Genomic DNA, 23,653 nt, shown 5'->3' with positions numbered 1-23,653 from the left:
CATGGATGATAACCGGGGCATGGCGTATCATGCCGGTTGGTACAGGATGAGAAACCCATGAGTCGACATCTGCGAATCGCCACCCGCAAGAGCGCATTGGCCCTGTGGCAGGCCGAGTATGTAAAGGCGCGTCTTGAACAGTTGCATCCCGGGCTGCAGGTCAGCCTGGTACCCATGGTCAGCCGCGGTGACAAGCTGCTCGACGCGCCCCTGGCCAAGATCGGCGGCAAGGGTCTGTTCGTCAAGGAGCTGGAAGCGGCGCTGCTGGCCAACGAGGCGGACCTGGCCGTGCACTCCATGAAGGATGTGCCGATGCACTTTCCCGAAGGCCTCGGTCTCTACGTGATCTGCGAACGCGAGGATCCCCGCGACGCCTTCGTGTCCAATACCCATGAATCCATAGATGCGCTGCCCCCGGGCAGCGTGGTCGGCACCTCCAGTCTGCGCCGCCAGGCCCAGCTCATGGCCCGCCGCCCGGATCTGCAGATCCGCTTCCTGCGTGGCAACGTCAATACCCGCCTGGCCAAGCTGGATGCTGGCGAATACGACGCCATCATTCTCGCCGCTGCCGGTCTCAAGCGCCTCGGCTTCGATGACCGCATCCGCAGTGCCATCGCTCCCGAGCTGAGCCTGCCCGCCGGCGGCCAGGGCGCGGTAGGCATCGAGTGCCGGACCGATGATACCGAGCTGCACCAGCTGCTGGCGCCGCTGAACGATCTGGACAGCGCCCTGCGGGTGCGCGCCGAGCGGGCGCTGAACAACCACCTCAATGGTGGCTGTCAGGTGCCTATCGCCTGTTACGCCGAGCGCAGCAACGGAGAGCTCTGGCTGCGTGGCCTGGTCGGTGAGCCAGACGGCAGCAGGCTGCTGACCGCGGAAGCCCGTGGCCCCGAAGCCGAGCCCGAGCAACTGGGCGTGGCGGTGGCCGAGGATCTGCTGCGACAGGGCGCCCGGGACATCCTCGAGGCGGTGTACCGGGAGGCCGACGGCCAGTGAGTCGGGTGCTGCTGACGCGCTCGGAGGAGGACAACCGGCGGCTGGGCAGCCGCCTGCAGCAACTGGGCATGAAGGCCTGCAGTCTGCCGCTGCTGCAGATCGAGCTGCTGGAGGAGACGCCCCAGCAGCGCAGCATGATGCTGGATCTGGACCGCTACCATGCGGTGATGACGGTCAGCCCCATCGCCGCCCGGCTGGGCCTGCAGCGGTTGGATGAGTACTGGCCCCAGCCGCCGGTGGGGTTGCACTGGTTTGCGGTGGGCGCAGGTACAGCTGCGGTACTGGAAGATTACGGGTTGTCCGTGCAGTACCCCCGCGACGGCCAGGACAGCGAAGCGCTGTTGCGTTTGCCGATCTGGGATGAGCTGCTGAGCCTGCCCGATCTGCGGGTACTGATCTGGCGGGGGCAGGGCGGTCGTGAGCACCTGTCCTCCACCATCCGCCAGGCCGGTGGCCGGGTGGATCTGCTGGAGCTGTATCGCCGGGGGCAGCCCCCGGGTCTGGCTGACGCTCTGGCGGCGCTGGCCGGGGATTGTCGGGGAATAGTCATACTCAGTGGTCAGGCGCTGCAGCACTGGCGTCAGGCCGCCGGAGCCGCCTGGGAGCAGCAGCGGCACTGGCGCTGCTGGGTGCCGGGAACGAGGGTGGCGGCGCTTGCCGCAGAGCTGGGCTGCACCGACGTCGTGATCTGTGATGGTGCCGATGACGACAGCGTGCTCGCCGCGATAGGCGCGCACCCAATCACGCCATAAGGGGAAAAGCGTGGAATCGAAAAACGATAACAACCAGAACACCAGCCCGGAAGACAGTGCACCGGCCGCCAGCGCGGCAGTGACCCCGGGCGCGGAGCACAAAGCTGCCGCAGCGGACAAGAACACCGCCTCCCGTACGCGGAACAAACCACGCAATGCCGGCGGTGGCCGTGGACCGGCCCTGCTGGCGCTGGTAGTTGCCGTCGCTGCGCTGGGGCTGTCGGGCTGGCAGTGGTACCAGGGTCAGCAGCAGGCCGGCGCCGGACAGAGCACACTCAGCCAGCTGGAAAACCGCATCACCGAGCTGGCCAATGCCCAGCGCCAGAACCAGAACACCCTGGGACAACGTCTCGATGGGCTGCCCTCGGCCGATCAGTGGCAGCAGGAGCAGCGGCTGATCGCCGACCTGCAGCGCAGTCAGCAGGCCCTGGGCCAGCGGCTGGCGGATCTGCAAGGCGACGCCCGGGCAGACTGGAAGCTGGCCGAGGCCGAGTACCTGCTGCGCCTGGCCTCTCTGCGTCTGCTGGCGGCCCAGGACGTACGCTCGGCCCGGGAGCTGCTGGAGGCGGTGGACGGTATCCTGCAGGAGCAGCCCGACAGTGGCGTCTTTGCCGTGCGCGAGCAGCTGGCGCGCTATCAGGCCCAGCTGGATGCGCTGCCCGTGGTCGACCGTGCCGGTATCTACCTGAAACTGGCTGCGCTGCACGGCCAGGTGGCTGATCTGGTCGCCCTGCCGGTGCCGGTATTCGATCCTGACGAGGTCACCCCGGAGGAGGAGTTCGAGGACAGGCTGGCCCGACGCACCCGCGGCGAACGCATGCTGATGCGTCTGGAGCGCTATGTGCGGGTCGACTTCCAGCGCGGCAAGGTGATCACGCCCCTGCTCGACGAGGCGGAGATGCAGCGGGTGCGCCGCACTCTGCAGCTGACCCTGGAGCAGGCCCAGTGGGCGGTATTGCGCAGCGAGGGTGAGGTGTACCGGGTGAGCATCGAGCGGGCCGCCGACATGCTCGAGCAGTTCTTCGAGATGGACAATCCCCAGGTTCAGGCCATGCGCAATCGGCTGAACCAGCTCGCCGGCGAGCGCGTGACCCTGGTCCCGCCGGACCTGGCGCCGCTGCAGCAGAGCCTGACGGCCTACATCCAGAGTCGCCAGCACCGAGCCCCTGCGGCGAGCACGGGGGAAAGCAGCGATGAGTAAGAGCTATATCGCGGTACTGATGGTTCTGCTGATCGCCGCCCTGCTCGGCATGGCGGTGGCCGAAGACCCCGGTTACCTGCTGATTGCCTGGCGCAACGTGTCGGTGGAAACCAGCATCTGGGTCGGTCTGGCCTTCCTGCTGGCGCTGTGGTTGCTGGTTGCCCTGCTGCGCGCCGTGGTGCGCCTGATCAACGCCTCCAGCCGCCGGGTCAATCCCTGGTCCCGGCGCAATCGCGCCCGCCGCGCCAGCCAGGTCACCACCCGGGGCCTGCTGGAGTTCGCCGAGGGGCACTGGGCCAATGCCCAGCGCCTGCTGCGCCGTGCGGCGCCCCATGTCGAGCAGCCGCTGATCAACTACCTGGCCGCCGCCCGCGCCGCCCATGAGCAGGGAGAGTACCGCGAGTCCGACGACCTGTTGCGCGAAGCCTATGAAACCACCCCGGATGCGGATGTCGCCATTGCCGTGACTCAGGCCCAGCTGCAGATCTCCCGCGGCCAGCTGGAACAGGCCCTGGCCACCCTGACCCGGGTACGCAAGGAACATCCCCGGCATCTCTATGCGCTCAAGCTCATGGGCCAGCTCTACCTGCGGCTGGAGGACTGGGAGCGACTCGAGCAACTGCTGCCGGAGCTGCGCCGCCACCATCTGCACACGGAAACCGAACAGCTCGAGCTGGAACGCCGGGTCTACGGCGCCCTGCTGGTGCAGGCGGGGCAACGCGCCCAGGGGGTGGAGCCGGGCGCGGCCAATCCGGTGACCGGCACCTGGGAGCGAGTGCCCAGACAGCTCAGGCAGGACCCCGCCCTGGTGGAGACCTACGCGCTGCAACTGCGCGCCGCAGGGGCCGAATCCCACGCGGAGAAGGTCCTGCGCGAGGCGCTTGGACATGCCTTCAATGATCGGCTGGTGCACATCTACGGACTGGTCCGTGGTTCCGACCCGGCACGCCAGCTGGCGACTGCAGAACGCTGGCTGGACGGCCATCCCCACGACGCTACCCTGCTGCTGGCCCTGGGGCGCCTGTCGCTGCGCAACGAGCTGTGGGGCAAGGCCCGGGAGTATCTGGAGGCGAGCTACGCCAACCGGCGGGATATCCAGACCTGCGCCGAGCTGGTGCGGCTGCTGGAGCACATGGATGAGCAGGCGGCGGCGCAGAAGGTGCTGCGCCAGGGCTTTGGTCTGATGGTCAACGACCTGCCGGAGCTGCCGCAGCCGCGCAGGCACTGAGAGCGGGCGAGCGTCAGCTCGCCGGCTGTCCTGGGGGGCAGGCGCGCCGGCGGCCTACACCCCGTCCCGCGGCGCGTAGGCGAAGACGTCGGAGTGGACCTGCTCCTGCACCGCGCCTGCTGCCAGCAGCGCGTCCAGGGTGGCGTAGACCATGGGTGGTGAGCCGCACAGGTAGATTTCGTAGTCCGCCAGACTGGTCAGGTCCTCGCAGACCGCTTCGCAGAGCATACCCTGACGTCCTTCCCATTCCGGCGTATCGCTGACCACCTGATGCAGATAGACCTGAGGCTCCTGCTGCCACTGCTGCCAGTGCGGCGCCCGGTAGAAATCATCGGGGTGGCGTACGCCCCAGTACAGGTGCAGGGGCAGGCTGAAGCCCTGGTGCAGGCAGAATTGCGCCATGCTCTGCATCTGCGCCAGCCCGGTGCCGGCGGCAATCATTACCAGCGGTCGCTCCGGCACGCGGGGCAGGCAGCAGTCGCCCAGTGGCGCACGCACCCGGGCCAGGCGCTGGGTGCGCAAATGCTCCACCAGCTCCCGGGTGCTCGGCTCCCGGGTCAGGATATGCAGCTCCAGCAGGCGCTCCTCATGGGGCGCCGAAGCGATGGAGAAGGCCGACAGCTCGCCGTCCGGCCGCTCCAGCAGCAGGTACTGGCCGGCGTGGTAACGCAGGGGCTTGCCGGCGGGGGTACGCAGCAGCACCCGGCAGACGTCGCCGCCGACGTCCTCGATGTCGATCACCTGGCAGGCCAGCTGGCGCAGCGGCAGCTCATCCGGGGCCAGTACCCCCTGCCATTCCACCTCGCAATCCTCCAGCGGTTCGGCGATACAGGTAAACAGCTCGCCGCGACTGCGTTCGGTGCCATGTTGCAGCACCCGGCCGCTGATCAGGTTGGCTGCACAGATATGGCAGTTGCCGTTGCGACAGCTCTGGGGCGCGTCGTAACCCAGGCGTCGCACCGCATCGATGATGCGCTCGCCGGGCAACAGCTCGATGATATGCCCGGAAGGCTGCAGGGTTACCTTCATCAGTCGATTCCCAGCTCGGACCAGATGGCGTCGATGCGCTGCTGCACCGCCGGGTCCTGAGTGATGGCGGTACCCCACTCGCGGCTGGTTTCGCCCGGCCACTTGTTGGTCGCATCCAGGCCCATCTTGCTGCCCAGACCGGAAACCGGCGAGGCAAAGTCCAGATAGTCGATCGGTGTGTTGTCGATCATCACGGTATCGCGCTTGGGGTCCATGCGCGTGGTGATGGCCCAGATGACGTCATTCCAGTCCCGGGTGTTGATGTCGTCGTCGACCACGATGACGAACTTGGTGTACATGAACTGGCGCAGGAAGCTCCACACCCCCAGCATCACGCGCTTGGCATGGCCCGGGTACTGCTTCTTCATCGACACCACGGCCATGCGGTAGGAGCAGCCCTCCGGGGGCAGATAGAAGTCGGTGATTTCCGGGAACTGCTTCTGCAGGATGGGCACGAACACTTCGTTCAGGGCCACGCCCAGCACCGCCGGTTCATCCGGCGGACGGCCGGTGTAGGTGCTGTGGTAGATGGGTTTTTCCCGCTGGGTAATGCGCTCGATGGTGAATACCGGAAAGCGGTCGACCTCGTTGTAGTAGCCGGTGTGATCCCCGAAGGGGCCCTCATCGGCCATCTCGCCCGGGTGGATCACCCCCTCCAGCACTATCTCGGCACTGGCCGGCACCTGCAGCTCGGAACCACGGCACTTCACCAGTTCGGTGCGCTGGCCGCGCAGCAGCCCGGCAAAGGCGTATTCGGACAGGGTGTCAGGTACCGGGGTAACGGCTCCCAGGATCGTGGCCGGGTCGGCGCCCAGCGCCACGGCAACCGGGAAGGGCTCGCCTGGGTGCTTCTCGCACCACTCACGGAAGTCCAGGGCGCCGCCGCGGTGGCTGAGCCAGCGCATGATCACCTTGTTGCGGCCGATCACCTGCTGGCGATAGATACCCAGATTCTGGCGATCCTTGTTCGGCCCACGGGTGATCACCAGCCCCCAGGTAATCAGCGGGCCGGCATCGCCGGGCCAGCAGGTCTGTACCGGGATGCGCGACAGGTCAACATCGTCGCCCTCGATGACGGTGGCCTGGCAGGGCGCATCGCGCACCACCTTCGGCGCCATGGAGATCACCTTCTTCACCAGCGGCAGCTTGGACCAGGCGTCCTTGAGCCCCTTCGGCGGGTCGGGTTCCTTGAGGTAGGCCAACAGTCTGCCGATCTCGCGCAGCTCACTGACGCTCTCGGCACCCATGCCCATGGCGACCCGCTCAGGGGTGCCGAACAGGTTGCCCAGCACCGGCATGTCGTATCCGGTGGGGTTCTCGAACAGCAGTGCCGGGCCGCCCCGGCGCAGGGTGCGGTCGCAGACTTCGGTCATTTCCAGCACGGGGGAGACGGGGGTCTGGAGGCGCTTGAGTTCACCGCGCTGTTCCAGTCCCTTGATGAAATCGCGAAGATCGGAATATTGCATCTGAGCTTCAAGCCTCAAGCAGCAAGCTGTAAGCAATCGGAGGAATGCCGCAGCTCGAATGTCTGGTCAGAAGCGGTGCCGACAGCGGCTTGCCCCGCAGGACAGTCTGATCGCCATAAGCTGCAAGCAGTATCGAACTGCCTGCAGCTTGCAGCTTGCCGCTTCCGGCTGGGGGTCAGTTCTTGGCGCGCTTCATCGACTGGAAGAATTCGTCGTTGGTCTTGGTGTCCTTCAGACGATCCAGCAGAAATTCGATGGCGGCGATCTCGTCCATGGAGTGCAGGATCTTGCGCAGGATCCACATGCGCTGCAGCTCATCCTCGCTGGTCAGCAGCTCTTCACGACGGGTGCCGGAGCGGTTGATGTTGATCGCCGGGAATACGCGCTTCTCGGCAATCTTGCGATCCAGGTGGATCTCCATGTTGCCGGTGCCCTTGAATTCCTCGTAGATCACTTCGTCCATCTTCGAGCCGGTATCGACCAGCGCGGTGGCGATGATGGTCAGGCTGCCGCCTTCCTCGATGTTACGCGCAGCACCGAAGAAACGCTTGGGCTTCTCCAGGGCGTGGGCGTCGACACCACCGGTCAGCACCTTGCCGGAGCTGGGGATCACGGTGTTGTAGGCACGGGCCAGACGGGTGATGGAGTCGAGCAGGATGACCACGTCCTTCTTGTGTTCGACCAGGCGCTTGGCCTTCTCGATCACCATCTCGGCTACCTGCACGTGGCGGGCCGGCGGCTCGTCGAAGGTCGAGGCGACCACTTCGCCGCGCACGGTGCGCTGCATCTCGGTCACTTCTTCGGGGCGTTCATCGATCAGCAGGACAATCAGGTGGCATTCGGGGTTGTTGCGGGCAATGTTGGAGGCGACGTTCTGCAGCATCAGGGTCTTGCCGGCCTTGGGCGGTGCCACCAGCAGGCCGCGCTGGCCCTTGCCGATGGGGGCACACAGGTCGATGATGCGTGCGGTCAGATCCTCGGTGGAGCCGTTGCCGGCTTCCATCACCAGGCGCTCGTCGGGGAACAGCGGGGTGAGGTTTTCGAAGAGGATCTTGTTCTTGGTGTTCTCGGGGCGGTCGAAGTTGATCGAATCGACCTTCAGCAGGGCAAAGTAGCGTTCCCCATCCTTCGGTGGCCGGATCTTGCCGGAGATGGTATCGCCGGTGCGCAGGTTGAAGCGGCGGATCTGGCTGGGGGAAACGTAGATATCGTCGGGGCCTGCCAGATAGGACGAGTCGGCCGAGCGCAGAAAACCGAAACCATCCTGCAGAATCTCCAGGACGCCATCGCCGTGAATGTCTTCACCGCCTTTGGCATGCTTCTTCAGAATGGCAAAGATCACATCCTGCTTGCGCGAACGCCCCATGTTTTCCAGGGCCATCTGCTCGGCGAGTTCGAGAAGTTCAGTTATGGGTTTTTGCTTGAGTTCTGTCAGATTCATAGGTTCGGTGAGTAGTGAGATGTCTATCGGCAGGATGGGTTCGTAATAGCCGCCAAGTGGGTGTTGGGGCAGTGATCTGGCAAGTAGGGAAGCCAATTGCCGCAGGGTGCGACAGGGAGTTGGAACGCAAATCTAGCACCGCACGCGGGCGCCGTCTACATCTGTGGCCAACAAAACCGCTCTCCGGATGACCGGAGAGCGGCGGGTGAATCAGATATTGCTGTCGAGGAAGGCTGCCAGCTGGGACTTGGACAGGGCGCCGACCTTGGTCGCTTCAACATTGCCGTCCTTGAACAGCATCAGCGTGGGGATACCACGGACGCCGTACTTGGGCGGAGTGTCGGTATTCTCGTCGATGTTCAGCTTGCAGATCTTCAGCTTGCCTTGGTAGTCGCGGGCGATATCGTCCAGAACCGGGGCAATCATCTTGCACGGGCCACACCATTCGGCCCAGTAATCGACCAGAACAGGGCCGTCGGCCTTCAGCACTTCAGACTCGAAGCTGCTATCGGTCACGTGCACGATCAAATCACTCATGAGTATCTCCAGAAAAGGTTCGCGGTCGCGGATTGCACGGATGATAGCATCCCCTCGGGCAACTGTGAAACGCGCCACGGGAATTGGCGACGAGCCCAGTTTGTCGCATGGGGCGGACACCCAGCGTGCTTAATGGGTAGAATTCCCCGATGCCGAACAGGGGACAAGCGCATGGCGCAGATAGAACAGGCGGATATGCCACTGGTGGCGACCATAGATCTGGGCTCCAACAGCTTCCATATGGTGCTGGCCCGGGTGGATCATGGAGAGATCCGGATTCTGGAGCGGCTGGGTGAGAAGGTGCAGCTGGCCAATGGTCTGGACGAGCACGACAACCTCTCCGAGGAGGCCATGCAGCGCGGGCTGGACTGCCTGCGGCGCTTTGCCCAACTGATCAACGGGCTGCCCCCGAGCGCTGTACGCATCGTGGCTACCAACACCCTGCGGGTGGCGCGCAATCGTGCGGACTTCGTCCGACAGGTCAAGGAGATCGTCGGCCACCGGGTGGACGTGATATCCGGGCGCGAGGAAGCGCGACTCATCTATCTGGGCGTGGCCTACACTCTGGCCGATGATCGAGGCAAGCGCCTGGTCGTCGACATCGGTGGCGGCAGCACCGAGTTCATCGTCGGCGAACGTTTCGAATTCCTGTTGCGTGAAAGCCTGCCGATGGGCTGCATATCCTTCGCCCGCCGATTCTTTGCCGACGGCAGGATCACCGAGCGTGCCTGCCGGCAGGCCTACACCGCGGCACGTCTTGAGCTGATGCCGATCGAGCAGGGCATTCAACGGCTTGGCTGGCAGGAGGCGGTCGGCGCATCGGGTACCATCCGCACAGTCGGCCAGTGCATCCGTGGCGCCGGACTGAGCAACGGCGAGGTCACCCGCGAGGGGCTGCAGTGGCTCAAGCGCAAGATCCTCAAGGCCGGCCATGTGGATCGGCTGAACCTGGAAGGACTCAAGGCGGAGCGTCGGGGCATCCTGCCGTCCGGGCTGGCTATCCTCGAGGCCCTGTTCGACGCTCTGGACGTGCAGACCATGGTCCACTCGGAGGGGGCGCTGCGTGAAGGGGTGTTGTACGAGCTGCTGGGACGTCATCATCATGAGGATGTGCGCGAGCGCTCCCTGAACGCACTGGCCGAGCGCAGTCACGTGGATCAGGAGCAGGCTGCCCGGGTCGAGAGCAAGGCCGTGAGCCTGCTCGAGCGGGTGGCGCCCGCCTGGGGGCTGACCGACGCCAAGCATGCCCGTCTCCTGCGCTGGGCGGCCCGGGTCCACGAGGTGGGTCTGGATGTGGCCCATCACCATTATCACAAGCACGGCGCCTATCTGATCGAACACGCCGATCTGGCGGGCTTCTCCCGTCAGGAGCAGCAGTCCATCGCCCTGCTGGTGCGTGGCCACAGGCGCAACCTGCCCAGTGAAGAGCGGGTGGCCGAGGTGGGCGAGGATGGGCCGGCCCTGCGCCGGCTGTGCATGCTGCTGCGTCTGGCCATCCTCTACCATCACATCCGCGGCTACCAGCAGATGCCGGAGCTGGAGGCCGAAGCCGACGACCACGGGCTGACCCTGACCTTCCCGCCGGGCTGGCTGGAGGATAACCCGCTGACCCAGGCCGACTTCGAGCAGGAAGCCGGCTACTGGGCGAAGATCGGCTACAGGCTGACGGTACGCTGAGGCGAGCTGGCCAGCTTCTCCAGTAGGGTGAGCTGGGCGCTGCGCGGGTTCTGGTTGCCGGTCGGGGTACAGCGCACATAGCTGCCGTCGGACTGCAGAAGCCAGGCCTGGGTGTTGTCGTTGAGATGGACCAGCAGTTCCTGTTTGGCGCGGCTGACCAGCTTCTTGCCCTCCAGCGGGAAACAGGTCTCGACCCGCTTGTCGAGGTTGCGCTCCATCATGTCGGCGCTGGACAGCCAGATCTGCTCCTGACCCTCGCTGAGAAAGTAGTAGACCCGACTGTGCTCGAGGAAACGGCCGATCACCGAGCGTACCGTGATGTTGTGCGACACCCCGGGGATGCCGGGGCGCAGGCAGCACATCCCGCGAATGATGAGATCCACCTTCACGCCCGCCTGCGACGCCTTGTACAGTGCCTTGATCACCTTGACGTCGGTCAGTGAGTTGGCCTTGGCGATGATGTGCGCCGGCTTGCCGGCCTGGGCCGCCAGGGTTTCGCGGTTGATCAGCTCGAGCAGTTTGCGCTTGAGGGTGAAGGGGGCCTGCAGCAGCTTCTTCATGCGCTGGGCCTTGCCCATGCCGATCAGCTGGTTGAACAGCTTGTGCACGTCCTCGGTGATGGCCAGGTCTGAAGTGAGCAGGCTGTAGTCGGTATACAGGCGGGCGTTGCCGGCGTGATAGTTGCCAGTGCCCAGATGGGCATAACGGCGCAGTTCCTCGCCTTCGCGGCGCAGGATCAGCATCATCTTGGCGTGGGTCTTGAAACCCACCACCCCGTAGATGACCACGGCGCCGGCCTGCTGCAGTCGGCTGGCCAGCTGCAGGTTGGACTCCTCGTCGAAGCGCGCCCGCAGCTCGATCACCACGGTCACTTCCTTGCCGTTGCGCGCGGCGTCGACCAGCGCGTTGACGATCTCCGAGTTGGCCCCGGTGCGGTACAGGGTCTGCTTGATCGCCAGCACGCCGGGGTCCTGTGCCGCCTGGCGCAGCATGTCCACCACCGGGCTGAAGGACTCGTAGGGGTGCAGCAGCAGGATGTCCTGCTTGCGCACGGCCTGGAACAGGTTGTCCGCATTGGTCAGGGGCTTGGGGATGCCCGGGGTGAACGGCGGGAACTGGAGTTCCGGATGGTTATCCATGGTGGTGATGGAGAACAGTCGGGTCAGGTTGACCGGGCCGTTGACCTCATACAGCTCCGATTCGCCGAGGCCGAACTGCTTGAGCAGGAAATCCGACAGCTTCTTCGGGCAGTTGTCCGCCACCTCCAGGCGTACCGCATCACCGTAGCGGCGCGACAGCAGCTGGCCACGCAGCACCCGGGCCAGATCGTCGGCCTCATCGGGGTCGACCTCCAGGTCGGCGTTGCGGGTCAGGCGGAACTGGTAGCAGCCGCGCACCTGCATGCCCGGGAACAGATCGCCGGCATGGGCGTGGATCATCGACGAGAGGAACACGAAGTTGTCGCCGCCATCGCAGAGTTCGTCCGGCACGCGGATCAGCCGTGGCAGTGAGCGCGGAGCGGGAATGATCGCCAGACCGCTGTCCCGGCCGAAGGCGTCGACCCCCTCGAGCTCGACGATGAAGTTCAGGCTCTTGTTCACCAGCAGCGGGAAGGGGTGAGTCGGATCCAGGCCGATGGGGCTGATGATGGGCGCAATCTCGTTGCGGAAGAAACGGCGCACCCACAGGGTCTGCTTGTAGGTCCACTGGCGACGGCGCAGAAAGCGGATCTTCTGCCGGGCCAGTTCGGGCAGCAGTACGTCATTGAGAATGCTGTACTGGCGGGCCACCTGCTGATGCGCTATTTCGCTGATCTTGGCCAGTACCTGATGCGGCTGCAGGCCATCCGGGCCGGTCTGCTCACGGGCGAAGGCGATCTGCTCCTTGAGTCCGGCCACGCGGATTTCGAAGAACTCGTCCAGGTTGCTGGAGAAGATCAACAGGAACTTCAGGCGTTCCAGCAGCGGGTAGGACTCGTCCAGCGCCTGTTCCAGCACCCGGATATTGAACTGCAGCTGGGACAGCTCCCGGTGGATGTAGAGTTCCGGGGAATCCAGCGAGAGTACGGGTTCGACGGGTGATGCCGGCGCGTCGTTCTCGTTGCGCCCGACATCAGCGGGGGTGGATTGGATGGTGTCCTGAGCCAGCTCCGGCTCGTTGTCTGGATCCCGCATAATGTCCTCTGGAGTCTGCCTGTTGATCCGGCCACAGGGGGCCGGCAAGGTCCTGTTATACTCCGGCAGTATGACGGAAATGCAGCAGCAAGCGTAGGGGAGGGCAGTGTGCGGAGGACGGGGCAGCCGAGGCCGCCCCGTTGCCGAGTCAGAGGCCGCGCAGCTGGCGGGCGGCGTGCTTGGCGTAGTAGGTGAGGATGGCATCGGCGCCGGCGCGCTTGATCACGGTGAGCGATTCCATGATCACTGCCTCGCTCAGCCAGCCGTTGGCAATGGCCGCCTGGTGCATGGCGTACTCGCCACTGACCTGATAGACGAAGGTCGGCACCTTGTGGTGTTCCTTGACCCGCTGGACGATATCCAGATAGGGCATGCCGGGCTTGACCATGACCATGTCGGCGCCCTCGGCCAGGTCCATGGCGACCTCGTGCAGGGCTTCGTCGCTGTTGGCCGGGTCCATCTGATAGGTGGCCTTGTCCGCCTTGCCGAGGTTGGCGGCGGAACCGACCGCATCACGGAACGGACCGTAGTAGGCGCTGGCGTACTTGGCGGAGTAGGCCAGGATGCGGGTATTGATGTAGCCGGCATCCTCCAGTGCCTCGCGGATGGCCAGGATGCGGCCGTCCATCATGTCCGACGGCGCGACTATGTCGGCACCGGCCTCGGCATGGGACAGCGCCTGGCGCACCAGCGCCTCGACGGTGACGTCGTTCAGCACGTATCCCTGCTCGTCGATGATGCCGTCCTGACCGTGGGTGGTGAAGGGGTCCAGTGCCACATCGGTGATCACCCCCAGCTGCGGGAAGTGCTGCTTGAGCGCCCGGGTGGCGCGCTGCGCCAGGCCTTCGGGGTTCCAGGCTTCGGCGGCATCCAGCGATTTGGCCTCGGCCGGGGTCACCGGGAACAGCGCCACCGCGGGGATCCCCAGCTCTACCAGTTCCCTGGCTTCCTCCAGCAGCATGTCGATCGACAGCCGCTCGATACCGGGCATGGAGGCCACCGGCTCGCGCTGGCCGGTTCCCTCCAGCACGAACACCGGATAGATCAGATCGTCCGTGGTCAGGCGGGTCTCGCGCATCAGGCGGCGGGAGAAGTCGTCCTTGCGCGAACGGCGCATGCGGGACAGGGGGAACGGGCGGGGGGCTGGCTGAAAGGTCACTTCGACTCCCTGGGTGCGTGCAGCACCGAAGACAGTGGGCAGAACGGAAGGCGGCGCTGCCGCTCTTCCTCAGACGTCGAGATTATGACGGAATTGGGAGAGTAAACGTAGGGCCAGGTTGTCGCGCAGCTCGTCACCGGACTCGGTGCTGACCTCCACGCGGTTGCGCCCCATCGCCTTGGCCCGGTACAGCGCGGAATCCGCCGCGGCGATCAGCGCATCGAAATCGTGGCCGTGGGTGCAGGTGCCGGCGACGCCGACACTGACGCTGAGGGTGATTGCCTGATCGGAGATGATGTCGGTGTGGCTGTGTACCGCCTGGCGGATGCGCTCGGCCACATCCAGGGCGGTGCTGGCGTCCAGGCCGGGCAGCAGCAGTACGAATTCTTCCCCGCCGAAGCGGCCCAGCAGATCGTCGGAGCGCATGTGATGGCGTATGCGGCTGACCAGATGGCAGAGGACCGCGTCCCCGGTCTGGTGTCCGAATTCGTCATTGATCCGCTTGAAATGGTCGGCGTCGACCATCAGCAGGGTGGCTGGCAGGCCCCGTTGGCAGGTTATTTCCAGCACCGCACGGGCCTGCTCGAGCATGCTGCGCCGATTCAGGGTGCCGGTCAGGGCGTCGTGCTCGGAAAGGCGCTGCAGGGCCATCATGGTGCGGTAATGGGTCATCAGGATGAAGCCGCCGGCCATACCGATCTGGGCGACCATCACGCCCAGCAGGGTGGCATGTTGCAGTCCCTGGTTGTCGGCCCCGACCATCTGGGTGTCGCCGGCGCTGAGTGCCGCGCGCAGCAGCAGGCCCACACCGCTGAGGAGCATGATGCCGCCGGTGAACCAATAGGCCCGGCGCAATGGTGCGCGGGCCGGGACCAGCAGCTCCCGTGCCGACAGCAGTGCCAGCACACCGAGGCAGGCGCCGACGCTCGCCTGCCTGGCTGCGGGGTTGTCGTCGACGTAGTGGAACCAGGCAAGCAGCGACATGATCAGCAGCGCAGCCATCAGCGGCCCGGCCTGTGGCTGGCTGGCGCCCTTGAAGGCACGTACTCCCAGCCAGATCACCCCCAGGCCCAGGGCCATGAGCCCGGCGGCAAGAATCTGGGAAAGGCTGTGGTGCAGCAGCCCCTGGCTGATGTTCAATACCAGACCCATGGTCAGGGCCAGGTTGCCCAGTGCCCAGTGACGCAGACCTTTCTCGCTGCCGGAATGCCAGGCGGCCATGATCAGCACCAGGGTCATGCCCAGGGTCACCAGCACCAGCGCCAGGGCCAGGGAATATGTGTTCAACTCTGTATGCATGGTGCGGATAGTCCTTGTCCGACTCCATGGGGCAGCGCAGCGTCGGAGCAGCAGTTCCAGCGTGACCGACAAGACTATGTTGCGCGTGCAGCGGAGAAAAGCATCACCTGCGCAGGATGTGCGGAGGTTGGCATACAACTTTTATGGCACTGCGCCATTATAGGCTCAGGGCAGGCGGGGATCGCAATGGAAAATCAAACCGGCATGGCTGACTGGCGTCGCCGGCTGCTGTGGAGCCTGGCTCTGGTCTGGGCTGCGGGGCTGGTCTGGGCATGGTGGTGGATGGACGGGCGGCACGGGCAGGTATTCGAGCGGCCGGCCTATTTTGCCGGCGACCAGGTGCCCGGGCCGTTTCCCGCCGGGCAGATTCAGGTGGTACACGTGTGGCAGAGTGGCTGCCCCTGCAATGCCGGGCATGAAGCCTATATCCGCGAGATGACCGAGCGCTTCAGTGCCCGGGGGGTGCGGTTCGCCCGGGCCGGCAGTCTGCCCGGGGGGCGTGGCGATGTGCTCGGCGAGCTGCCCCACTGGCGGTTGCCCGCCAGCTGGGCCGACTGGCCAGGAGGTCCATCGGTCGCCATCTGGGATGCCAGCGGCCAGCTGGCCTATGTAGGGCCCTACAGCGACGGCGCCAGTTGCAATCAGGACAGCAGCTTTATCGAGCCGGTACTGCGTGCGTTGCTGGCAGGTCGCGCGGTCACTGCGGCCCGCTACGACACCCTGGCCTGTCTGTGCGAGCTGGATGAGGAGGCATTCGCGCCCTGATTTGCGCCCTGAAATGTGGGCGGCGCCATTGATGATGGGGGGAGGCGTAGCGCGGGTGCGCTGCACCCTGGCAGACGCGCTACTTGCCCAGTCCCTTGGCCAGCAGCCGATCCAGCGCGTTGGCGAAGGCCTGCTTGTCCTTGTCACTGTAGGGTGCCGGGCCGCCGCGACCGGCCAGACCGGCGCCGCGCAGCTCGTCCATCAGATTGCGTACCGCCAGTCGCTCGCCGATGCTGCCGCTGTCATAGACTTCGCCGCGCGGGTTGATGGCGGTGATATTGCGTCGTACCAGCCCGTCCGCCAGGGGAATGTCCGCGGTGACCACCAGATCATTGGGCTCGGCGTGCTCGATGATATAGAGGTCGGCGACATCAGCGCCGCCGGGTACCACCACCTGGCGCACGCCCGGGGCTGGCGGCAGGCCCAGCGAGCTGTTGGCCACCAGCACCAGCACCAGCTGCAGCTGCCGGCGCTTGGCAGCGCGTAGCATGATGTCACGCACCGGGCGCGGGCAGGCGTCCGCGTCTATCCACAGGGTCATGGTGTCTCCGCCAGTTCGGCCTGCAGCTGCTCCATTGCCTCGTGGGCCTCCAGCCACTGCATTTCCAGTTCATCTATCTGCTGGCGGCAGGCTGCCTGCCGCGCGAGCAGGGTCTTCAACCGATCGCGCTGGCTGTCGGTGTAGAGGTCGTTGTCCGCCAGTTCGGCTTCGATGCCGGCCATTTCCTGCTGCGCGCGGTCCAGCTGCTGCTCCAGCCGGTCGGCTGCCTTCTTCAGCGGGGCCAGACGCTGGCGCTGCTCGGCGGCCAGGCGGCGCTGGGCCTTGGGGTCGATGCGCGTGGAGGGGGTGGGCTCGGGGGCGCCGGCGCTGTTCTGCTGTTGGCGGAACTGGGCGAGCCAGCGGGTGTAGCTGTCCAGATCATCCTCGTAGACGCGCAGTCGCCCATCGGCCACCAGCCACAGCTCATCGGTGGTGTCCCGGATCAGCGCACGGTCGTGGGAGACCAGCAGCATGGCGCCCTCGAAGTTCTGCAGCGCCAGGGTCAGCGCGTGGCGCATTTCCATGTCCAGGTGGTTGGTCGGCTCATCGAGCAGCAGCAGGTTGGGTTTCTGCCAGGCGATCAGGGCCAGGGCCAGTCGCGCCTTCTCGCCGCCGGAGAAATGCAGCACGGGCTCCTCGGCACGGCTGCCATGGAAATCGAAGCCACCGAGGAAGTTGCGCAGATCCTGCTCCCGGGTCTGGGGCGCCAGGCGTGCCAGATGCAGCAAGGGGCTGGCCTGCGGGTCCAGACTGTCCAGCTGGTGCTGGGCAAAGTAGCCGATGGCCAGATGTTCACCGGTCTTGAGCTCGCCGGCGATCAGCGGCAGGGTGCCGGCCAGGGTCTTGATCAGGGTGGACTTGCCAGCGCCGTTGGGCCCCAGTACGCCGATCCGTGCCCCGGGGGCCAGACGCAGTTTCACCTGTTCCAGCACCGCCTTGCCCTGGTAACCCAGGGTGCCACCGGTCAGGTCGAGCAGCGGGTCGGACTGGTTGTCGGCCTCGCGGAAACTGAAGCTGAAGGGCGAGTCGATATGGGCCGGGCCGAGCAGTTCCATGCGCTCCAGGGCCTTGAGTCGGCTCTGGGCCTGGCGCGCCTTGGTCGCCTGGGCGCGGAACCGGGCAATGTACTTCTGCATGTGCTCGCGTTGGGCCTGCTGCTTCTCGTAGGCGGCCTGCTGCTGGCTCAGGCGTTCGGCACGGGTCCGTTCGAACTGGCTGTAACCGCCACGGTAGAGGGTCAGCTTCTGTGATTCGACGTGGACTATGTGCTCCACCACCGCATCCAGAAAGTCCCGGTCATGGGAAATCAGCAGCAGGGTGCCGGGGTAGCTGCGCAGCCAGTCTTCCAGCCAGAGAATGGCGTCCAGATCCAGATGGTTGGTCGGTTCGTCGAGCAACAGCAGGTCTGACGGGCACATCAGTGCCTGGGCCAGGTTCAGGCGCATGCGCCAGCCCCCGGAGAAGTCACCGACCCGGGCCTCGCACTGATCCGGGGTGAAGCCCAGACCGGCCAGCAGGGTGCGGGCGCGGCTGTCGGCACTGAAGCCGCCATGGGCCTCCAGTTCGGCGTAGAGGGTGCCGAGCTGAGTGGCGTCCTGGCGTTGCTCGGCCTCGGCCAGCTGGCGCTGGATCTGGCGCAGCCGTTGATCACCGTCGAGCACGTAATCCACGGCAAGGCGTTGGAGGTCATCTATTTCCTGACGCATGTGGGCGATGCGCCAGTCCGGCGGCAGGGAGCAGTCACCGGCGTCCGGTGTCAGTTGCCTGAGCAGCAGGGCGAACAGGCTCGACTTGCCGGCACCATTGGTGCCCAGCAGGCCGACTTTCTGACCGGCGTGCAGGGTCAGACTGGCGTTTTCCAGCAGGCGCAGGGGGCCGCGTTGCAGGGTCAGGGATTCGATCTTTATCATGGCGCGGAGTATATCAGCGTCGAGGGTACAAGCGATGACCGGCCTGACCGATTACGCCGGCTGGTTGTATGCGCAGCCGGGGGTGCAGGAGCTGCTGCTGGGGCTGCAGGATGAGCACGGCGAGGATGTGCTGTTGCTGCTGACCGCCTGCTGGCTGGGCACGCATGGACTGCAAGCCGATCCCGCTCTGTGGGGCGAGCTGAAGGCCGTGCAGCAACCTTGGCGGGATGAGGTGATAGTGCCGCTGCGCCAGGTGCGCCGGCGCCTGGCCGGCGACAGTGCCTGCCGGAGCCTGTACGAGCAGGTCAAGGCCTGTGAGCTGGCAGCCGAGTGGCAGCAGCTCGGGGTGCTTGAGGCCTTGTGTGAGCGGCGCAACCTGGCCGCCGCGGGCATGCGGACTGTCGGCGAACACCTGAGTCTGGGTGCCGAAGCGCCGACGCAGGAGTTGGAGCGGGTCGCGGTCGGGCTTGGGCAGGGTAGCCTCTAGGGGGCCTCCGTTCCGGGCCCTGGGCGTGCTGTGCACGCCGTTCGCAGCGGGGGCGCTGCTCCTACGGGTGGTGGGTTTGGGGTGGCTTGCGCTGGTTTTGTGGGAGCCCCCGGCCCGGGGGCGCAGGGGTTGGCCCTAGGCGTGCTGTGCACGCCGTTCGCAGCGGGGGCGCTGCTCCTACGGGTGGTGGGGTGTGGGGTGGCTTGCGCTGGTTTTGTAGGAGCCCCCGCCCCGGGAACGAAGGGGTTGGCCCTGGGGCGTGCTGTGCACGCCGTTCGCAGCGGGGGCGCTGTTCCTACAGTTCGGGGGTGGGTTCGCTGTCGTTGTTGCGACGACCGCGGGATCGCCGGGAGGAGGGGCGCTTTTCCGTGGTGGCGGTCGGGTTGTTGCGCTTTTCGATGGCCTGGCCGGCCTGGGCATCAATCCGCGCCAGTCCCTTGGCCAGGCGCAGAGTCTGGCGCACATCGCTGTTGAGCTGCCGTGCATAGCTCTGCGCTTCATCATGGGCCTGGGCGACGACGGCCAGCTGCTCCCTGAGTTCGCTCAGCTTGCCGTCGAGCTTTTCCAGCTTGTCCGTACTGCCACCGCTGGCCCGAGCCTCGGCCAGTCGGGCCTCGGCCTGGGCGGTTTTCTCATCGAGACGGGCACGCTTCTGCGCCAGCTTGTCCAGCACCTTCTGCGCATCTTCCTCGGCCCGCTGACAGGCCTCGGCAAGATGCTCGTTCAGCGTCCGGGTCAGCCCCTGGAGCAGGTGCAGGGGAGTCGGCACCGGGGCGGCCGGTGATTTGCGTTGCTCTGCCATGGTCACCCCACCGTCGCAGTCGCCTGCTGGGGCTGGCGATGGGCATTGTGCAGAACCTCGATCAGGCAGTCCTCGAGCTCGAAGCGCTCGTCCAGCAGGCCGCCCATCTTGAGCAGGCGTGAGCGCATGACATCTTCCTTGAGCACGCGTTTGGTCCTGGCCCCGTAGTAGTCATTGAACAGCACGGCGAACTGGGTGATGGTCTCTATCCGCGGCATGACCCGAGCCATCAGCTCCAGCGCCCGGTCGTCACCGGCTTCCTCGGCGCCGCGCACCAACTGTTCGTAGACGGAAAAATGCCCTGCTGACACGTAATCAAGCAGGGCACTGCAGAAGAGGTTGAGTTGTTCCTGAACGCTGCGACCCTCATGGGTCTGGTCACGCAGCGCAATATACTGGTCCACGAGTTCCTTTCGATCAGCCAGCCAGCGGTCAATGAGCCTGTCGACTCCGCCCCAGCGTTCCTGGGCATTCTTGTATTTCTCCAGCATGATCCACCTCGTTTTGCCTTGTGAGCCCGGGATCGGGACTGCTGTTCCCATGGATCCGACAGAATAGGTCAGTCCGGCAGGTGGTATCAAGCGGGCATAGTGCCAGTATCAGTCCTCGCTGCGCACCAGCTGGACGAGACCGAACAGGGCAAAACCGATGAAGGCCAGCAGGGTGCATTCAGCGATGCTCAGACCGAGGAAGGTCCAGGTGACCTTGGCGCAATCCGCCGTTCCGCTGAACAGCAGGGTGAGCATCTCCAACACCGGCAGTACATCGATCATGTAATCCAGGCTGGGCAGGCACGAGGGCAGCTGATCCGAAGGCTGGTGCTGCAGCCAGACCTGGCGACCGGCGGTGGCGGCACCGAAGGCGGCGAGCAGGGTCACGCCCACGGCGTAGGCACGGGCGGCAATGGCGCGGTGGCGACCCGGACGGGGCTGGGGGTTATGCAGCACTGCGGCCAGGCAGGTCAGGCCGATGAGAAGGAATGCCGCCCGTTGCACCAGGCACAGCGGACAGGGCAGCAGCTCCATCACGTATTCCATGTAATAGGCGGTTGCCAGCAGCAGTACACAGACGATGAAGGCAAACAGATACAGGGGGCGTGAGGCAGGCAGGGTCATGCGTGGGTCCGGTGGCTGGATGAGCGACGGAATACATTAGATGAGCCGCAGGCGGCTGACAAGCGTGGGTACACCGCCGGCACCCGGCCGGCGGTGTGGGCGATCAGGCGTCGGCCTGCTGCCCTTCGGCCATGCGACGCTGCTCGGCCTGGGCGAACAGGGCATCGAAGTTGACCGGCGACAGCATCAGGGGAGGGAAGCTGCCGCGGGATACCAGATTGTCGATCGCTTCGCGGGCGTAGGGGAACAGGATGTTCGGGCAGAAGGCGCCCAGGGTGTGGCGCATGGACGCCTCATCCAGTCCGTTGATGGCGAAGATACCGGCCTGTTGTACTTCGGCGATGAAGGTGACTTCGTCATTGCCGTTGGTCACGGTCGCGGACAGGCTCAGCACCACCTCGTGGATACCTTCCTGCAGCTGGCTGTGACGGGTGTTCAGATCCAGACTGACCTGCGGGTTCCACTGGCTCTGGAATACCGCCGGGGACTTCGGCGACTCGAAGGACAGGTCCTTCACGTAGATGCGCTGCAGGGCGAATTGTACCTGCGGCTGGTTGGCGCCATTGGCGGCGGTGTTGTTCTGTTGCTCTTCAGCCATGTTCAGTCCTTGTTGGTGCCGGTGGTATGGAAAATCCACAAGGCGCCCTTGGCCCCGAGCGGATTTCCTGAGTGATCAGGGCAGTCAGCCTGCCAGCATTCTATCGAGTTTGCCAGAGCGATCCAGTGCCATCAGGTCGTCGCATCCGCCTACATGGGTGTCATTGATCCAGATCTGCGGGACCGAGGTGCGCCCGGCCAGACGGGCCATTTCGGCACGAACGGCGGGTTTGCCATCAACGACGATTTCCTGATAGTTCACGCCCTTGCTGTTCAGCAGCTGCTTTGCACGGATGCAGAAGGGGCAATAGTCGCTGCTGTAGATGGTGATATCTGCCATGGGTTATTTGACCAGAGGTAGGTTGTCTGCGCGCCAACCACTGATTCCATGTGCCAGCCGATTGACATTGGCATAACCGGCAGCCTTGAGTTGCTTGGATGCGGCGCCGGCATGCTGGCCGTTGGCGCAGGCCAGAATGATGGGTTTTTCCCTGTGCTTGTCCAGTTCGACCATGCGAGTGGCGAAACTGTCCAGGGGAATATTGATCGAATCGACAATATGCCCGGCGGCGAAGTCCTTCTTGGGACGGATATCCACCAGCACGGCATTTTCCCGGTTGAGCAGGACGGTGGCCTGCTGGGAGGTCAGAGCCTTGCCGGCCTTGCGGCCCTCGGTGACGATCAGCAGTACCAGCACGACCAGGAAGGCCCCGGACAGCAGATAGTGATTGGCTATGAACTCTATAAGGTGTTGTACGAACTGCATGGAGGTATCATTCCGCGACCAGTAAAGCCCGCCAGTATACACAGCCGATCCCGGCTGCAGTACTACCACCGGGCATGACACGCCGACGCCGGCCAAGTAAACTTGCCGGCATGCCTGCCACCGCCGGCAGGGGTTTCCCTTACCTCTTCTACTACAGCGAGTAATCGGATGACAGCAGCTCCCAAACCCGTGGTATTGATGATTCTGGATGGCTTCGGATACAGCGAGTCACCGGACTCCAACGCCATCATGGCGGCCAATACGCCCGTATGGGATCGCCTGTGGGCGAACGCGCCGCGGACGCTGATCTCCGGCTCTGGCATGGATGTGGGGCTGCCGGATGGTCAGATGGGCAACTCCGAGGTCGGCCACATGAACCTGGGTGCCGGTCGGGTGGTGTATCAGGACTTCACCCGGGTGACCAAGGCCATTGCCGACGGCGAATTCTTCGACAACCAGGCGATCTGCGCCGCCGTCGACCAGGCCGTCTCCGCCGGTCGCGCGGTGCACATCATGGGTCTGGTATCGCCGGGTGGGGTGCACAGCCATGAGGACCATATCGTCGCCATGGTCGAGCTGGCTGCCCGCCGCGGCGCCGAGCAGATCCAGGTGCACGCCTTCCTCGACGGCCGCGACACCCCGCCGCGCAGCGCCGAGCCTTCCCTGGTTCTGCTGGAGCAGGCCTACCAGCGCCTGGGCAAGGGTCGCACCGCCAGCCTTATCGGTCGCTACTTCGCCATGGACCGGGACAACCGCTGGGACCGTGTAGAGGCCGCCTACAACCTGATCACCGAGGGGCAGGGCCTGTACCGGGCCGACAGTGCTGCCGAGGGCCTGAAGGCCGCCTACGCCCGGGACGAGAGCGATGAGTTCGTCAAGGCGACAGTGATCGGCGAGCCGGTACGGGTGGAAGATGGCGATGCCGTGATCTTCATGAACTTCCGCGCTGACCGGGCCCGTGAGCTGACCCGCGCCTTCGTCGAGCCGAGCTTCTCCGGCTTCACCCGCCAGCGCCAGCTGAAGCTGGCCGGTTACGTGATGCTGACCCAGTATGCCGCCGACATTCCGGCCCCCTGCGCCTTCCCGCCCTCGACGCTGGACAACGTGCTGGGCGAATACCTGGCCAAACAGGGCAAGACCCAGCTGCGCATCGCCGAGACCGAGAAGTATGCCCACGTCACCTTCTTCTTCTCCGGTGGTCGGGAAGAGCCCTTCGAAGGCGAAGAGCGCATCCTGATTCCCTCGCCCGGCGTGGCCACCTACGACCTGCAGCCCGAAATGAGCGCCCCCGAGGTTACCGACCGCATTGTCGAGGCCATCGAGCAGCAGCGTTACGACGTCATCATCGTCAACTACGCCAACGGCGACATGGTGGGCCATACCGGGGTGTTCGAGGCCGCGGTCAAGGCCGTGGAATGCCTGGACCAGTGCATCAGCCGCATCGAGGCCGCGCTGCACAAGGTCGGCGGCGAAGCGCTGATCACCGCTGACCATGGCAACGTCGAACAGATGGCCGATGCCAGCACCGGGCAGGCGCATACCGCCCACACCTGCGAGCCCGTGCCCTTCGTCTATGTCGGTCCGCGCAAGGTGACCATGCGCGAAGGCGGCATACTGTCCGACGTGGCCCCCACCGTGCTGACCCTGCTCGGACTGCCGCAGCCGCAGGAAATGACCGGCCGCTCCATCCTCACCCTGCAAGACTGAGCAG

Annotated in this window: 23 protein-coding genes; 8 read left to right on the top strand and 15 right to left on the bottom strand. The window is 65.2% G+C overall.

Features of this window, described 5'->3' with window-relative positions; translation table 11 throughout:
• The first annotated feature begins 57 nt into the window (after positions 1–57).
• The 4 genes from hemC to BM046_RS09345 are packed head-to-tail and all read left to right on the top strand — an operon-like array spanning position 58 to position 4,177.
• On the top strand, positions 58–996 hold the full coding sequence (gene hemC / locus BM046_RS09360; RefSeq protein WP_090538838.1) for a hydroxymethylbilane synthase: 939 nt from the start codon (positions 58–60) through the stop codon (positions 994–996).
• The gene (locus BM046_RS09355; protein WP_090538837.1) at positions 993–1,748 is read left to right on the top strand and encodes a uroporphyrinogen-III synthase; all 756 of its coding nucleotides are present in this window, start codon (positions 993–995) and stop codon (positions 1,746–1,748) included. The genes hemC and BM046_RS09355 overlap by 4 nt, the downstream gene beginning before the upstream one ends.
• 10 nt (positions 1,749–1,758) lie before the next feature.
• On the top strand, positions 1,759–2,949 hold the full coding sequence (locus tag BM046_RS09350) for a uroporphyrinogen-III C-methyltransferase (protein ID WP_090538836.1): 1,191 nt from the start codon (positions 1,759–1,761) through the stop codon (positions 2,947–2,949).
• Positions 2,942–4,177 (top strand): heme biosynthesis HemY N-terminal domain-containing protein, encoded by a 1,236-nt coding sequence (locus BM046_RS09345; RefSeq protein WP_090538835.1) that lies wholly within the window; start codon positions 2,942–2,944, stop codon positions 4,175–4,177. Before BM046_RS09350 ends, BM046_RS09345 begins: the two co-directional genes overlap by 8 nt.
• A gap of 54 nt (positions 4,178–4,231) precedes the next feature.
• Here BM046_RS09345 and BM046_RS09340 read toward each other — a convergent pair whose 3' ends face one another.
• From BM046_RS09340 to trxA, 4 genes are all read right to left on the bottom strand, one after another.
• Positions 4,232–5,206 carry a 2Fe-2S iron-sulfur cluster-binding protein gene (locus BM046_RS09340; protein WP_090538834.1) on the bottom strand — a complete coding sequence of 325 codons (975 nt, stop codon included), beginning with the start codon at positions 5,204–5,206 and terminating at the stop codon, positions 4,232–4,234.
• Positions 5,206–6,672, bottom strand: coding sequence for a 4-hydroxy-3-polyprenylbenzoate decarboxylase (gene ubiD / locus BM046_RS09335; protein ID WP_090538833.1), 1,467 nt, complete (start codon positions 6,670–6,672; stop codon positions 5,206–5,208). Before ubiD ends, BM046_RS09340 begins: the two co-directional genes overlap by 1 nt.
• Before the next feature lie 175 nt (positions 6,673–6,847).
• Positions 6,848–8,113: a transcription termination factor Rho gene (rho, locus tag BM046_RS09330; protein ID WP_090538832.1), complete on the bottom strand. Its 1,266-nt coding sequence runs from the start codon at positions 8,111–8,113 to the stop codon at positions 6,848–6,850.
• Positions 8,114–8,323: 210 nt separating this feature from the next.
• Positions 8,324–8,650 (bottom strand): thioredoxin TrxA, encoded by a 327-nt coding sequence (gene trxA, locus BM046_RS09325; RefSeq protein WP_090538831.1) that lies wholly within the window; start codon positions 8,648–8,650, stop codon positions 8,324–8,326.
• Positions 8,651–8,821: 171 nt separating this feature from the next.
• On the opposite strand from trxA, the gene ppx reads away from it, so the two are divergent.
• Complete coding sequence (ppx, locus tag BM046_RS09320; RefSeq protein WP_090538830.1) at positions 8,822–10,327, top strand: exopolyphosphatase; 1,506 nt, start codon at positions 8,822–8,824, stop codon at positions 10,325–10,327.
• On the opposite strand, the gene ppk1 is transcribed toward ppx, so the two are convergent.
• From ppk1 to BM046_RS09305, 3 genes are all read right to left on the bottom strand, one after another.
• On the bottom strand, positions 10,306–12,501 hold the full coding sequence (gene ppk1, locus BM046_RS09315) for a polyphosphate kinase 1 (RefSeq protein ID WP_090538829.1): 2,196 nt from the start codon (positions 12,499–12,501) through the stop codon (positions 10,306–10,308). The two genes, ppx and ppk1, sit on opposite strands and share 22 nt — an antisense overlap.
• 148 nt (positions 12,502–12,649) lie before the next feature.
• Complete coding sequence (gene hemB, locus BM046_RS09310) at positions 12,650–13,660, bottom strand: porphobilinogen synthase (RefSeq protein ID WP_090538828.1); 1,011 nt, start codon at positions 13,658–13,660, stop codon at positions 12,650–12,652.
• Positions 13,661–13,729: 69 nt separating this feature from the next.
• Entirely contained in the window at positions 13,730–14,959 is a 1,230-nt protein-coding gene (locus tag BM046_RS09305) for a GGDEF domain-containing protein (RefSeq protein ID WP_090538827.1), read from the bottom strand.
• Positions 14,960–15,145: 186 nt separating this feature from the next.
• Between BM046_RS09305 and BM046_RS09300 the strand changes: the two genes are divergently transcribed.
• Positions 15,146–15,724, top strand: a complete 579-nt coding sequence (locus BM046_RS09300) for a DUF6436 domain-containing protein (RefSeq protein WP_090538826.1) — start codon at positions 15,146–15,148, stop codon at positions 15,722–15,724.
• A gap of 79 nt (positions 15,725–15,803) precedes the next feature.
• On the opposite strand, the gene BM046_RS09295 is transcribed toward BM046_RS09300, so the two are convergent.
• Complete coding sequence (locus BM046_RS09295; RefSeq protein ID WP_090538825.1) at positions 15,804–16,265, bottom strand: YaiI/YqxD family protein; 462 nt, start codon at positions 16,263–16,265, stop codon at positions 15,804–15,806.
• Positions 16,262–18,175: an ATP-binding cassette domain-containing protein gene (locus BM046_RS09290; RefSeq protein WP_090538824.1), complete on the bottom strand. Its 1,914-nt coding sequence runs from the start codon at positions 18,173–18,175 to the stop codon at positions 16,262–16,264. Before BM046_RS09290 ends, BM046_RS09295 begins: the two co-directional genes overlap by 4 nt.
• Before the next feature lie 34 nt (positions 18,176–18,209).
• On the opposite strand from BM046_RS09290, the gene BM046_RS09285 reads away from it, so the two are divergent.
• Positions 18,210–18,662, top strand: a complete 453-nt coding sequence (locus BM046_RS09285; RefSeq protein WP_177197831.1) for a TIGR02444 family protein — start codon at positions 18,210–18,212, stop codon at positions 18,660–18,662.
• A gap of 295 nt (positions 18,663–18,957) precedes the next feature.
• Here BM046_RS09285 and BM046_RS09280 read toward each other — a convergent pair whose 3' ends face one another.
• From BM046_RS09280 to BM046_RS09255, 6 genes are all read right to left on the bottom strand, one after another.
• Positions 18,958–19,464: a hypothetical protein gene (locus tag BM046_RS09280; protein WP_090538822.1), complete on the bottom strand. Its 507-nt coding sequence runs from the start codon at positions 19,462–19,464 to the stop codon at positions 18,958–18,960.
• 2 nt (positions 19,465–19,466) lie between these two features.
• Positions 19,467–19,955 (bottom strand): sigma D regulator, encoded by a 489-nt coding sequence (gene rsd / locus BM046_RS09275; protein WP_090538821.1) that lies wholly within the window; start codon positions 19,953–19,955, stop codon positions 19,467–19,469.
• 108 nt (positions 19,956–20,063) lie between these two features.
• The gene (locus tag BM046_RS09270; RefSeq protein ID WP_090538820.1) at positions 20,064–20,579 is read right to left on the bottom strand and encodes a disulfide bond formation protein B; all 516 of its coding nucleotides are present in this window, start codon (positions 20,577–20,579) and stop codon (positions 20,064–20,066) included.
• A 103-nt stretch (positions 20,580–20,682) separates the two neighbouring features.
• Positions 20,683–21,177 carry a protein-export chaperone SecB gene (gene secB, locus BM046_RS09265; protein WP_090538819.1) on the bottom strand — a complete coding sequence of 165 codons (495 nt, stop codon included), beginning with the start codon at positions 21,175–21,177 and terminating at the stop codon, positions 20,683–20,685.
• An 84-nt stretch (positions 21,178–21,261) separates the two neighbouring features.
• The gene (gene grxC / locus BM046_RS09260; protein ID WP_090538818.1) at positions 21,262–21,516 is read right to left on the bottom strand and encodes a glutaredoxin 3; all 255 of its coding nucleotides are present in this window, start codon (positions 21,514–21,516) and stop codon (positions 21,262–21,264) included.
• Positions 21,517–21,519: 3 nt separating this feature from the next.
• Positions 21,520–21,942 (bottom strand): rhodanese-like domain-containing protein, encoded by a 423-nt coding sequence (locus BM046_RS09255; RefSeq protein ID WP_090538817.1) that lies wholly within the window; start codon positions 21,940–21,942, stop codon positions 21,520–21,522.
• 168 nt (positions 21,943–22,110) lie between these two features.
• Here BM046_RS09255 and gpmI point away from each other — a divergent pair, with 168 nt between their 5' ends.
• Entirely contained in the window at positions 22,111–23,649 is a 1,539-nt protein-coding gene (gene gpmI / locus BM046_RS09250) for a 2,3-bisphosphoglycerate-independent phosphoglycerate mutase (protein ID WP_090538816.1), read from the top strand.
• Positions 23,650–23,653: the final 4 nt, after the last annotated feature.

It is taken from the genome of Halopseudomonas formosensis, from assembly GCF_900115905.1.
Taxonomy (GTDB): domain Bacteria; phylum Pseudomonadota; class Gammaproteobacteria; order Pseudomonadales; family Pseudomonadaceae; genus Halopseudomonas; species Halopseudomonas formosensis.
The sequence above is the reverse complement of the archived record's forward strand: the minus strand, read 5'-3'. Positions and strand labels throughout refer to the sequence as shown.